We start from the raw sequence: 13,728 nt of genomic DNA, 5'->3' as shown, positions 1-13,728 counted from the left end.
AGATGTGTATAAGAGACAGAAGAGTACTTCCTCGGAGAAGAACACTCTTCGGGTTGGAAAAGATAACCCCTCGTGAAATTTTAATTTTTATGGTTCTCCTCAGGGCGCGTGGCAAAAAATCATTCTTGTTTGCTCTTTTTCTTTTGAAATTTTTAATATGAAATCTTTATCGGTTTATATATAATTATCTTTTTTCATCTTCAGATATAACCTCGTAATTTGATAAATTTAGCAATTTAAATTAAAATATAGGAAAGATAACATTTTTAAGGAGGAGAGAGAATTGAGAAAAAAACTAACATTAGTATTATTTACTCTATTAACATTATTTCTGTTGGTAGGATGTTCAACTCAACAAGAAACAGTAGTTCAAAAAGAAAACCAAACAAGTCAGAATAATAAACAAACTCTTAAGATAGGAATTGCTAAAGAACCAGCAAATCTAAATCCAGTATTAATCTCTGGTCTTTATGGAGAGAGCTTAGCTGGTAATATCTTTGATACTTTGGTCTCTTTTAAAGAGAACTCAGCAGAGGCTAGTCCAGCTTTAGCTAAAAGTTGGGAAATCAGCAACTCAGGAACAGAGTATACCTTTAATTTGAGAAAAGATGTTGAATTTCATAATGGTGATAAGTTAACTGCCGATGATGTTAAATTTACTCTAGAAGCTATTATGAATCCAGAGAATGCATCACCAAGTAAAGAGTTCTTCGCACCTGTTAAAAAGATTGAAGTTATAGATGATTATACTGTCAAAATTACTTTAAAGAATCCATATTCACCCTTTATGATGGCACTAGGTAATCCTACTGCTGGAATTATACCTAAAAAGGTCATTGAAAAGGTTGGAATGGATGAATTTGACCGTAACCCAATTGGAACAGGTCCTTTCAAATTCGCCGAGTGGGTTCCTGATGACCATATTAAATTAGTTAAGAATAAAGAGTATTTCTTAGCTGAACCAAACTTAGATGAAGTAATCTATCGACCGATTCCTAAAGCTGAAGTTATGGCAGCAGAGATCCAAGCTGGAGGAATTGATATAGCAAGTGATTTATTACCACAAGATATCAAGAAGTTATCTCAAGATGATTCCTTAGTGGTCAAGACTGTCTCAGGTCTATCACTAAAATATGTTGGATTCTCAGCTCAAATAAAGCCATTCTCAGATATAAGATTTAGAAAAGCAGTCTATTATGCCGTCCCAATTGATGATGTAGTACAAGGAATCTTTGGAGACACTGGAGATAGAGCTTATTCTTGGATTCCACCTTCAGTCTTTCCTGATGATAACGATTATATGAAAGCCCATGCTCTTAAGCAAAACAAAGAAAAAGCTAAAGAGTTATTTGCTCAACTAAAAGCAGAGGGCATCTTAAAGGATGGATTTGAATTCTCTATCTATTCACCTCAAGACCCTTATCGAAAGAAAGTAGCTACAGCAATTGCTACCGAGCTTAAAAGTTATGGTCTCAATGCTAAAGTAGAAGCATTGGAATGGGGAACTTTATTACCTCTTTTGAAGAATGGAAAAGCAGGGATCTATATCATGGGCTGGGGTTCTGTTCCTGACCCAGATAGATGGACCTATAAGATCTTTCATACAGGATCAGCAATGAACTTCTCCAAATATAATAATAAAGAAGTAGAGCAAGCCTTAGAAAGAGGAAGAAGGTTGGTAGGAAGTGATAAGAGAGGAGCAGAGTATAAGAAAGCTATGAGAAAAGCATTAGCTGAAGATTATATTCACATTCCATTGGCCTTTACTAATGTCACAACAGTGATGAATAAGAATGTTAAAGGCTTTGAACCTTCTCCCCAAGGATACTTCCACCTAGTAACTGATAAAAGAAATGTAACGATCAAATAGATTAAAGTAATAATTAGTCAAGGGTGATAAAATAAAAGACCTGTAAAAACTGGTGGTAAGTAACTATTAATAGTTGCTTACCACTTAATTACTCATGCTAATTAAAGGAGATGCAAATTATGCTTAACTATATTCTTAGAAGATTATTAATCTTAATCCCCATATTGATCTTTATTTCTCTATTTATCTTTGTGATTATGAAATTAACCCCTGGAGACCCTGCCTTGGTTCTATTAGGAGAACGGGCTACTGAGCAAGCCCTTAAACAGACACGGATAAAGTATGGCTTAGACCAACCTTTACATATTCAATACTTTAAAATGATGGAGAACTTCTTAAAAGGAGATTTGAAATCTATCAATTATAAGGAGAATGTTATTTCAGTAATAATTAACAGATTACCTGCAACTTTAGAGCTGGGAGCAACGGCTTTAGTTATTGCTATACTAGTCTCAATCCCTGCTGGTATTATCTCAGCTATCAAGAGAAATTCTCTGTTTGATTATTTCTCAATGTCAATAGCTCTATTAGGAATCTCAATTCCAGTCTTTTACACAGGGATAATCTTGATGTATATCTTTGCAGTAAAGTTAAATTGGCTACCTGCTTCCGGTTATGGTGGTCACATCTGGACAAAGGAAGGATTTAAATACTTTATTCTCCCAGCAGTGTCCCTCTCTTTTGTGTTGATGGCATCTACAACTAGATTGACCCGCTCCTCTATCTTAGAGGTAATTCAAGAAGATTATATTCGAACTGCCAGAGCAAAGGGAGTTAAAGAGAAGTCAGTCATCCTGATTCATGCTTTCAAAAATGCTTTAGTTCCCATAGTAACTAATATCGGTAATCAAGTCGCTGGCATCTTTGCTGGAGCAGTCTTAACAGAGACAGTCTTTGCTTGGCCAGGGGTAGGCAGATTAGCAGTAAATGCCATCTTTAGACGTGATGAGCCTTTGGTCTTTGGCTGTGTAATCTTCTTATCGGCAGTATATGTAATTGTTAATCTGATAGTAGACTTAGTTTATACACTGATAAATCCACAGATCACATACGAATAGAGGTGAACAGAGTGATTTTAAGATGCTTAATCGTTTTATTAGGATTTAACCTCATAACCTTAATCTTTAATTTATCCAAAACAACAAGCAGTAAGGATAATCTAATCTCTTATCTATTATTTATATTAGTTACTCTAGCTTTAGGATTTTTGCTAACTAAGGTTAGGAAAGCTAACAAGATAAATTCCAATATACAAACAGCTAGTGCTTTGACTTGGAAAAAATTAAAGAGGAACAAGAATGCCGTCTTTGGCTTAATTATTATAATTATTTTAGTTTATATCTCTATCTTGGCTCCTTTTATAATGCCCCATGATCCTTTAGAGATGAACTGGGGAAAAACGACCCAAAAACCCAGTTTAGAACATTGGTTTGGCACCGATGAATTTGGCAGAGATATCTTCTCACGAGCAATTTATGGCGTTAGAATCGCCCTTGGAATTGGGCTATTAGCCGTAGTTTTAAATACATTATTAGGAACCTTTCTAGGATTAATTGCTGGGTATTATGGAGGCAGAGTCGATAATTTAATTATGAGAGCAATCGAGATGTGGAACTCAATTCCTTTTATCCTGATGGCAATTGCTTTAATAGCAGCCTTGGGATCAGGTCTGCTTAACTTGATATTAGTCGTCAGTATTACTGGAATTATGCAATTTGCCAGAGTAATTAGAAGTTCAGTTCTGGGAATTAAGAAGGCTGATTATGTTTTGGCAGCTAAGGTGATGGGAATTCCCGATAGACAGATTATAATCAGACATATTCTTCCTAATTGTATTGCCCCAATTATTGTACTAGCTACACTCAGAATTGGAGAGATGATCTTGACTATTGCTGGTCTCTCATTTTTAGGATTAGGGATTCAACCACCTATGCCAGCCTTAGGCTCAATGCTCTCCTCGGGACAACAATATATTTCAGAGAATCTGATGATGTCTATTGTTCCTGGAACGATGATCTTATTGATAGTTTTTGCTTTTAATCTATTAGGAGATGGTTTAAGAGATGCACTTGACTCTAAACTTTCCAATTAAGAGGTGGACAGCATGGAAAAAGATATAATTTTGGAGATAAATAATTTAAAGACCTATTTTGATACCGATAATGGAGTAGTAAAGGCCTGTGATGGGGTCAGCTATCAACTCAATCAAGGTAAGACCCTAGCTGTTGTAGGTGAATCAGGCTCTGGAAAATCGGTAACTGCCCTGTCAATCTTAAAGTTAATCCCTTCACCACCGGGTAAAATTGTAGATGGTGAAATTAACTTTGAAGGAAGAAATCTATTGGAGATATCTAAAGAAGAGATGGAGAGAATCAGGGGAAATGAGATTGCAATGATCTTCCAAGAACCGATGACCTCGTTAAACCCTGCGCTTACTATCGGTTATCAGATTAGAGAAGCCTTGTTATTACATCAAAGTATCTCTAAACAAGAGGCTAATCAACGAGCTATTGAGCTTTTAAACTTAGTCGGTATTCCCTCACCAGAACAGAGAATCTCTGAATATCCTCATCAAATCAGTGGAGGAATGAGACAGAGAGTGATGATTGCTATCGCCCTTGCTTGTAACCCTAAGCTGTTAATTGCTGATGAACCAACTACTGCTTTAGATGTTACAATTCAAGCTCAAATCCTACGTTTAATTAAGAGTTTACAGCAAGAATTAGGAATGTCAGTAATTATGATTACCCACGATTTAGGGGTAGTAGCCGAAGTAGCCGATACAGTAGCAGTAATGTATGCTGGTAAGATTGTAGAGTATGGATCAGTAGATGATATCTTTTATGACTCTAAACACCCATACCTCAAAGGATTAAAGAAGTCTATTCCTCGCTTAGATATTGAGCAAGAAGAGCTACATACTATTACAGGAGTAGTACCTAGTGCTTCAGACCTACCTGCTGGCTGTAAATTTGAACCACGTTGCTCTTATTCTTTGAAGATCTGTAAATCTCAAGAGCCTCAAAAAACCTATTTTAATGAAAATCATTATACTTGCTGTTGGTTGTACCAGAAGGATGGTGGAAAATCAGATGAAGAATAAAGCAATCTTGGAGGTTAAAGATTTAGAGGTATACTTCCCAATTAAGAAAGGGCTTTTAAAGAAGAAGGTTGGCGAGGTCAAGGCAGTAGATGGACTGAGTTTCACCTTAAAAAGAGGTGAGACTTTAGGTTTAGTAGGTGAATCTGGTTGTGGAAAGACAACTACTGGTAAAGCGATTGTCAAGCTGATTGACGCAACTGGTGGAGAAGTCTATTATGATGGTAAAGAGATTCTGAACATGAATCCAAGAAAGTTTAAAGATATTCGTCCTAAGCTACAGATGATCTTTCAAGATCCCTTCTCTTCTTTAAATCCACGGATGACCGTTGCTGATATCATTGCAGAACCGATTAAGTTTCACCGTCCAAAAGAGAATATACAAGAGTTAGTGGAACATTATCTGGAACTGACTGGTTTAAAGAAAGAACAACTAAGTAGATATCCCCATGAATTCTCTGGTGGACAGCGCCAACGGATAGGTATCGCTAGAGCTTTGGCTTTGAATCCAGAGGTAATAATTGCTGATGAACCCGTTTCTGCTTTAGATGTCTCGATTCAAGCTAAAATTATTAATTTAATGAAGAGATTACAGGAGGAACTAGGGATAGCTTATCTATTTATCGCCCATGATCTATCGATAGTCAAGCATATCTCCGATTATATCGCAGTAATGTATTTAGGTAATATTGTAGAGCTTAGCCCTGCTAAAGAGCTTTATCAAAATCCTGCTCATCCTTATACCAAGGCTCTAATCTCTAGTATCCCTATTCCTGACCCTAGAAAGAAGAAAGATGAGATAATACTTAAAGGAGAGATTCCTTCACCACTAGATGCACCTAAGGGATGTAAGTTTGCAACTAGATGCCCTTATGCTACTGCCAAATGTAATAATCAGAGACCAAAAATGGAAGTCATCAGCAACAATCATCAAGTTGCTTGCCATCACTGGAAGAAAATCAATAGCTAAAGGAGCAATCAAAATGGAGAAACCAATTATAGGAATTACTACCTTTTGTAAAAAAGAACCTAAAAAGACATACTGTTCAGCAAGTTATAACTATATAGCTGCAATTGGTAATGCTGGTGGAATTCCAATGCTGATTCCATTGCTAGGAAAGAAGAATTCTTTCAGTAGATATATTGATAATATAGATGCTTTAGTCTTAAGCGGCGGAGAGGATATCTCACCCTTATTATACGGTGAAAACCCAACTAAGACGATTAAAATGATCAACCCTCGCAGGGATAAATGGGAGTTGGAGCTTTTCAATGAAGCATATAGGCGTAATATGCCAATCTTAGGTATCTGTCGGGGGATTCAGCTGATCGATATTGCAGCAGGTGGTAATTTATATCAGGATATTAGTGTACAGTGTAAAGAAGCCTTGGGTCATATGCCTATAGAAACTGAGGTACATCACCTCTTCCACTCTATTAATATTGAAAAGGAGAGTAAATTATTTGATATCTTCAGATCTACTCAGATCGATATCAACTCTTATCACCATCAAGCAGTCAAAGACCTAGCTCCTGGCTTTAAAGCTACTGCTAGGTCTGAGGAAGGAATTATAGAAGCCATCGAATCTATCGACAAGAAATTTGTTATTGGAGTCCAGTGGCATCCAGAGGATTTAATCAGGCACCATCCCCAGTTTATGGAGTTATTTAAGGCGATTGTACAGGCAGCTAAAGATAATAATTAAAGTAATTGATGATTTTTATTCTTTAGATAACAAATTGGTCTGTTACCCAGTCTTTTGTTATCTAAAAATTTAATTTTTGCCTTGAAAAATAACTACTAAATCACCTTAAGTGATATAAAAAGCTATTACGAGAAAGCTTATCAGCTTTTTCTCGTGTTACTTTTGGCATTGCCCCAAAAGTAACCAAAAAGTCTAGAAAAGAATTAAAACTCACTACGCAATCGAAATTTATTTGAATTAACAAATCTTAGAGTTCTAATTCAAAGATTAAATTATTATTATTTATTTAGAATACTTGCTTCGCTCAAACAATAATTCTTTTCATTCCAAAATCAAAAGAATAGAAAAATTACCCACAACTTCTAAAAAAGCATGTTTTCCTTAATCAAAAAAAGACTATTATCTTAAATAATAGCCTTCAAACTCTTATAGATAATTATAACTACACTACTTATTCTTCTCTAACCTCTAATGAAATCTTAAGCTTTAGCTATGAATGACTTGTACTCTACCAACCTTACCACTCTCTAAGCGTACCTTGATTCCATGGGGATGGGTAGGAGAATTAGTCAGTATATCCTTCACAACCCCTTCAGTTAACTTGCCTGAACGCTGATCTTTCTTTAATACGATTGAAACCTTTAAACCTGATTTAATATCTTTTCGATTTTTACCATTCATTTAATTTCCTCCTTGATTTCTTTAGTATTTATTGGATTATTTTAGTAACTAGATTTACTCCTCTAAAATATCTTCTAGCTCTGATAGTTTAGGAAGTCTATTCAAAAATTCTAAGACTGCTTCTGGTCTATCGGTGATATAACCACTGGACTGAAAATAAGCCAGTATTTTTAATTGCCATAATCGGTTGATAGTATATGGAAGCACAAATAATCCTTTATCATGGGCAGCTGCAATATACCATGGCCAGTTCATAAAACCTTTAGTCCCTAAGCCCTGGGCTAGTCCTTCTGCTTTCTCTAACCAGCTCTTCCAACCCCTTCTACTGATCATATTATCTGTAATCAACAGCAAGCGAGGCACTTTTGGAGCTAGCTCTCTAAATTTTTTCAAACTATCTACTTCAAAGGAGAAGAAGATAGTCTTAGCAAGGTCTTTTTTATCATTCCTTTTAGAAACTTCTTCTTTATTGTTAGTGGGATTTAACCATCCTTCTTCAGATAAAATAGCAACTATCTCCTCTTCAATACCAGGATATTTCTGAGGATTTTTAGTCTCTAAAGCCAACCCAGGTGTATATTCCCCACCTTTTGCAATATCTATCAAGTCCTTTAAAGTAATAATATCTATATCTAATTGCTTTAACTGGGCATAAGTAAAGCTACCTACCTCTTCATCCTGTCTCTTTGGAAAAACCTCTAATGCATTAGAAACACGTTTGAGATTGGGGTCATGAAATACTATAATCTTACCATCTTTAGTCCGCTGTAAATCTGCTTCTAAATAATCTGCCCCTTGATCTCTAGCTTTAATAAAAGCAAGAGCACTGGATTCAGGAGCTATTGCTGAAGCACCTCGATGAGCAATTACAGCTGGATAAGGCATTCCTAGCTGAGTTGCTATCTCTTCCCCCTCTAAAGATGGATTGATAATATAATAAGCACCATAAAATAAAATAATAACTAAGATAATAGAACCTATTATAATAACTAATTTCACAAAAATACCTCCTAAATTGAAATATTATCTTAAAATTAATTATTAACTATAGATCTTCTTCTGTTATATATGTCGAATTAAAGTTTAAAATACTATCTACTCTTGAGTATCTATTCTCCTTTTTAGCATGATTGCCTTCATATAATCAATAATCTGCAAAATCCTATTCTTATCTTTCTTAGTTAATCCCACCCCCTCTTTTGTTGTCCCTTTAAGATGACCAACCTTTTCTAGACCTTCAAGCCCCTTTATAAAGAGGTGATCTTTATATAAAACTTGGGGTAATTCATGGATAAAAGGAACTGGCTTTTGCTCTCCTTTGAGCAGAGAAGAACCGATAAATTCCTTAGGTTTCTGCTCTATCCCCATTATATCTAAAATAGTTGGAGCTATATCAGTTGTTGTGCCAGTCTTTTTAATAACATCTGCTTGCACAGCTGGATAGTTAATTATAAGAGGAATATGTTCAGGCTGATTGATATTTTCATCAGTTACAAACTCTTCACTAGAGCTATATTCCTTCTCATCAATTCCTGCTTGATGGTCAGCATATATGATAAAGAGGGTATTCTCTGCTAACCCTCTCTGCTGCAGCTGATAAAAAAACATCTCTAAGGACTTATCTAAAAAAGAGACTGATTGAAAATAATCATATACTATTGGATTATCAATGTCACTATACTCCTTTTGAGTTTCACTTTCTGGATAAAAGTTAAAAGGAGTATGAGTACTTACTGTTATCATATACGCAAAAAAGGGCTGATTAGCTTGCTCTAAATAATCCAAGGATTGATTAAAGAAATCATAATCATTGATTCCTAAATAGGATTCCTCTAAGTCCATTATTCTATCTTTACTTGAGAAGTCTTCTCTACTATAAAATTTATCAAAGCCTAAGCCAGCAAAGGCCTTGTGGCGATGAAAGAACTTTTTATTATTACCATGAAAGGCTAAGGTCTGATAACCTCTCTTCTTTAACACCTTAGCGATAGAATCAAACTTGCTCATATCATCTTCTCTGAAAGAATAGTTTCTATTCACTGGATAAAGAGAGGTTAAAAAAGCAAAATCAGCATCAAAGCTACCATTTACATGTTGAGAATAAAAGTTTTCAGCATAGAGACTCTCACTTTTAAGCTGATTTAAGAAAGGAGTCAACTGTCGATTATTATGCCTATAATCAATTATCTTCTCATCTAAGGACTCTATTTGAATCACAATTATATTACTATTCTTAGCTATTACACCCTTATCATCTAGCCTATCTTCTTCAATAGGAGTAGAGACCTCTTTATTAGCTATATTCAGATAAGCTGCATAAGTAGAGGTATGAAACTCATACAGATACAAGGAAGCTAACCCATAGACATTGACAAAGCCTGCACTACTTCTACTATATAGCTCAGCTGGACTATGATTTCCTAGTAATAAATTGACTGTGAAGATTTGAAAGACTAATAATAAGATTATAACTATAGTTCCCCTCTTTATCCTGCTTTTAGTAAATAATACTGCTATATTCCCTTTACTTTTATTATCTCTAGCTTTAACTGTCAAAATCACTAATAAGATAATATCAATAACAAAGAAAATATCCCATACTTTAAAGATATGTCTAAATAATACCACAGGTGAGCCTACTCCTTCACTGGTAGTCATATCAATAAAGCTTAGGTAATCACCAAAATGTCTATTATACCAAAGATTACCCATAAATAAGGTAGTAAATAATATTGATATCACTAGCAAGAAAGCTCTACCTTTCTTCACCTTAACTAAGGGAGCTAAAAGATAACCGGTTAAAAATATAAAGAATATATTTTTAAGGACAATTCCAGTGATGGCAGGAACATTGAAGATAAGTAATAACATATAATTATATTTAAACAAAAATCCAATCAAAAAAGTAATCATAAAATACTTCTGATTTTTTGTTAATTTTAACTCCTTAAACTGTAACACCTTTCTCCCTCCTTTACCCTACAAAGTCCAAAGATCATAATCTAAGTCAACTAATAACTATTCCTGATATAATTGCATTATATCTAAGTTCTTGGCTTTAATCAAACGTAACCACTATTTATAGTCCTTCTTTAAGGGGATTAGGATAAAATATATAGAAACCGATAAAGGTTTTTAAATCTTTAATTTAATCTATTAATATCCTAATTCGTGTGATTCGCATTAATTCGTTGCTAAATTAATTTAAATTCTTTTTCATGTTCTATATATTATCAAAAAATAAGCAATAATAAATACAAGATTTTCCTTGACACAGAAGATTAATGATATTATAATATTGATAACAATAATCATTACTATAAGGTTATAAGTTTATAAGGAGGTAATCGGAATGGATGCAAACTACACTTATTTTGCAACTGCTTTATTCTTAATGAATAGAAGAAATAATGATAATAATGACAATTAAGAGCAAAGTAAAAGGACTTGGAAAATTCCAAGTCCTTTTACTAATTTTATTGAGATAATTCTGATTGTTTTGAAATTCAATCATAATATCCTTTTCATATTGCTACTAAGAAGTTAATATTTTTAAGTTAATAATACCAAACTTATTCTAATTAAAAATATAATTAACAGCTTATTTATGCTCTACAATTAACTTAATAGCTGTTCTTTCCGTTCCATCAATTTTAATATCTATAAAGGCTGGTATACAAATAAGATCAACTCCACTGGGAGCAAGATATCCTCTAGCAATTGCAACAGCTTTGATCCCCTGATTTACAGCACCTGCTCCAATAGCCTGCAACTCAGCACGACCACTTTCTCTTAAAACACCTGCAAGTGCACCCGCAACTTTATTAGGACTTGATGTTGATGCTACCTTTAATATTCCCATCTTACTACCCCCTTGTATTTGTTCAACTCTTACCTATTATATTAACCAAAATCTGGTTAACACCTTTATTTTAATGAAATATTTAAATTTCATTTGATTATTAGCAAAAGATATGAAAATTAGTAAAGAATATAATCAGCCAGCTTTAAACAATAAGAGTTAATCTTATTACTATAATTAAGTTATATCTGACTGTTCTAAAAATTATATTAACCTATTATGCTAGTTAAACTCCAATATTACTAGTGTCTTTTATGGGGAGATTGCGACACTTTTAAAATTAGCGTGAGTGAGTGTGTAAGTGTGAGTAAACCCCAATAAAAAGAAGTTTTACACACACTCACACTCATAGCTCACACTCGACACAAAGTGTCGCACTATCTCTCTATTGTATTAATTTTTTACTAACATAAAGCGTTATATTATTATTTGTCAATCTATGTTATAATGGAAGAATAAAATTTTAATTTAAAAGGAGCAAGCTTATGATTACAGTTAATAATGTTAGTGTTCAATTCAGTTCAAGTAAATTATTCAGTGATGTCAATCTAAAATTTACCCCAGGTAATTGTTATGGGGTTATTGGTGCTAATGGTGCTGGTAAATCTACTTTTTTAAAGGTATTATCTGGTGAGATCGATACTACTACAGGAGATATAATTATCCCTCCTAAAAAGAGAATCTCAGTCTTAAAGCAAGATCATTATCAATATGATGAATATCAAGTCTTAGAGACTGTTATAATGGGTAATGAAAAATTATATGAGATTATGAAAGAAAAGGATGCTATTTACGCTAAAGCAGACTTTAGTGATGAAGATGGAGTAAAGGCTTCTGAGCTAGAAGCAGAATTTGCAGAGTTAAATGGATGGAATGCAGAACCAGAAGCTGCTCAACTTTTGCAGGGACTAGGAATCAAGGTAGACTTACACACTTTAAAGATGAAAGACTTAGATGGTGGAGATAAGGTCAAGGTCTTATTGGCTCAAGCTTTATTTGGTGAACCAGATATACTACTATTGGATGAGCCTACTAACCATTTAGATATTGCTTCAGTTAATTGGCTTGAAGAATTTTTACTTAACTTCCCTAATATAGTAATTGTAGTCTCCCATGATAGACACTTTTTAAATACTGTCTGTACCCATATTGTCGATATTGACTATAAAAAGATTAAATTATATGTAGGAAATTATGACTTCTGGTATGAGTCTAGTAAGCTGATGCAACAATTAACTAAGAAGGAGAATCAGAAAAAAGAAGCTAAGGTTAAGGAATTACAAGAGTTTATTGCTCGCTTCTCTGCTAATAAGTCAAAATCTAAGCAAGCTACCTCTCGCAGAAAGTTATTAGAGAAGATATCTATCGAAGAGATGCCTGCCTCTTCAAGAAAGTATCCTTTTGTAGGGTTTAAAGCCGATAGAGAGGTTGGAAATGAGATGCTTTATGTTGAAAACCTTTCTAAAACTATCGATGGAGAGAAAATTCTTGATAATATTACTTTCAGAATAAATAGAGAGGATAAGGTCGTCTTTTTAGGTGAGAATGAACTTGCTATTAGTACTTTATTTGAAATCTTAGCTGGAGAACTGGAAGCTGATAGTGGTACAGTTCAATGGGGTATCACCACCTCACAATCATATTTCCCTAAGGATAACTCCCAATACTTTAATGATTGTAAGTTGAGTTTAATCAAGTGGTTAGCCCAATTTTCTGATGATAAGACAGAGAACTTCTTGCGTAGCTTCTTAGGAAGAATGTTATTTAGTGGAGAAGATGCTTTAAAACCAGCCAATGTCTTATCTGGAGGAGAGAAGGTTCGTTGTATGCTTTCTAAGATGATGCTGTCAGGTGCTAATGTTCTATTACTTGATCAGCCTACTAACCATTTAGACCTAGAATCGATTACAGCTTTAAATAATGGCTTGATTGATTTTAAAGGAAATGTTCTATTTACAGCTCATGACCATCAGTTTATTGAAACTATAGCCAATAGAGTGATTGAGATTAAAGATGATGGGATCGTTGATAAAATGATGAGTTTTGATCAGTATATTAGTCAATAATAGGTAAAGGACTTGGAGTTTCCAAGTCCTTTTTAATTTCTTTTTTATCTTTTACATGATAGCTTATTTTTGATTTCTTATAAAGAATTGTGCTTAATCATAGTTTAGGTTTCGCCTGAGGGCGAGTTACGTTTTCAGCCCAAAACTACTTCTTCAGGAATAAAAAAATAATTCCTTCAGGGCGTCCTTGATGAAAAAGTAACCAAACCTACGAGTCTATAGACCAAGACTCTTCGTGGCAGAGCCCACTCACTACGCAATCAACATTCATTGAAATTAAAAAATCTAGAAGTCCTACTTCAAAGATTATCTTGATTGTGTTACTCTTTTATAGATAAACAACTCTAAAAAGAAATTTAAAATCTTATTTTTTGCCACGAATCTACACGAATAAATACCAATAAAAGATTAAGTGAAAATATAATTATTATTTGATTTTAATT

The 13,728-nt window shown here is 34.1% G+C and carries 11 protein-coding genes; 7 read left to right on the top strand and 4 right to left on the bottom strand.

Going from position 1 to position 13,728, the window contains the following annotated elements; genetic code table 11:
- The first annotated feature begins 283 nt into the window (after positions 1-283).
- The 6 genes from ACTCDL_RS10845 (at position 284) to ACTCDL_RS10820 (ending at position 6,676) form a co-directional block, all read left to right on the top strand.
- Positions 284-1,870 (top strand): ABC transporter substrate-binding protein, encoded by a 1,587-nt coding sequence (locus ACTCDL_RS10845; RefSeq protein ID WP_463176499.1) that lies wholly within the window; start codon positions 284-286, stop codon positions 1,868-1,870.
- 119 nt (positions 1,871-1,989) lie between these two features.
- Positions 1,990-2,928: an ABC transporter permease gene (locus tag ACTCDL_RS10840; protein ID WP_463176498.1), complete on the top strand. Its 939-nt coding sequence runs from the start codon at positions 1,990-1,992 to the stop codon at positions 2,926-2,928.
- 11 nt (positions 2,929-2,939) lie between these two features.
- A complete protein-coding gene (locus ACTCDL_RS10835; RefSeq protein ID WP_463176497.1) occupies positions 2,940-3,962 on the top strand; it encodes an ABC transporter permease in 1,023 nt (340 codons plus the stop codon).
- 12 nt (positions 3,963-3,974) lie between these two features.
- Positions 3,975-4,973: an ABC transporter ATP-binding protein gene (locus ACTCDL_RS10830; protein ID WP_463176496.1), complete on the top strand. Its 999-nt coding sequence runs from the start codon at positions 3,975-3,977 to the stop codon at positions 4,971-4,973.
- Positions 4,963-5,940, top strand: a complete 978-nt coding sequence (locus tag ACTCDL_RS10825; RefSeq protein ID WP_463176500.1) for an ABC transporter ATP-binding protein — start codon at positions 4,963-4,965, stop codon at positions 5,938-5,940. The genes ACTCDL_RS10830 and ACTCDL_RS10825 overlap by 11 nt, the downstream gene beginning before the upstream one ends.
- Positions 5,941-5,953: 13 nt before the next feature.
- Complete coding sequence (locus ACTCDL_RS10820; protein ID WP_463176494.1) at positions 5,954-6,676, top strand: gamma-glutamyl-gamma-aminobutyrate hydrolase family protein; 723 nt, start codon at positions 5,954-5,956, stop codon at positions 6,674-6,676.
- 486 nt (positions 6,677-7,162) lie between these two features.
- Here the strand turns inward: ACTCDL_RS10820 and ACTCDL_RS10815 are convergent, their stop codons facing one another.
- The 4 genes from ACTCDL_RS10815 to ACTCDL_RS10800 form a co-directional block, all read right to left on the bottom strand.
- The gene (locus ACTCDL_RS10815) at positions 7,163-7,357 is read right to left on the bottom strand and encodes a YwbE family protein (RefSeq protein WP_463176493.1); all 195 of its coding nucleotides are present in this window, start codon (positions 7,355-7,357) and stop codon (positions 7,163-7,165) included.
- Between the two features lie 54 nt (positions 7,358-7,411).
- Positions 7,412-8,356: a glycerophosphodiester phosphodiesterase family protein gene (locus ACTCDL_RS10810; RefSeq protein WP_463176491.1), complete on the bottom strand. Its 945-nt coding sequence runs from the start codon at positions 8,354-8,356 to the stop codon at positions 7,412-7,414.
- A gap of 96 nt (positions 8,357-8,452) precedes the next feature.
- Entirely contained in the window at positions 8,453-10,318 is a 1,866-nt protein-coding gene (locus tag ACTCDL_RS10805; protein ID WP_463176490.1) for an LTA synthase family protein, read from the bottom strand.
- Positions 10,319-10,958: 640 nt separating this feature from the next.
- Positions 10,959-11,219, bottom strand: a complete 261-nt coding sequence (locus tag ACTCDL_RS10800; RefSeq protein WP_463176489.1) for a stage V sporulation protein S — start codon at positions 11,217-11,219, stop codon at positions 10,959-10,961.
- A 485-nt stretch (positions 11,220-11,704) separates the two neighbouring features.
- On the opposite strand from ACTCDL_RS10800, the gene ACTCDL_RS10795 reads away from it, so the two are divergent.
- Entirely contained in the window at positions 11,705-13,285 is a 1,581-nt protein-coding gene (locus ACTCDL_RS10795; RefSeq protein WP_463176488.1) for an ABC-F family ATP-binding cassette domain-containing protein, read from the top strand.
- Positions 13,286-13,728: the final 443 nt, after the last annotated feature.

The sequence above is a fragment of the Orenia sp. genome (assembly GCF_055140805.1).
Note: the sequence above shows the minus strand (reverse complement) of the source record. Positions and strands in the feature narration are given on the sequence as shown.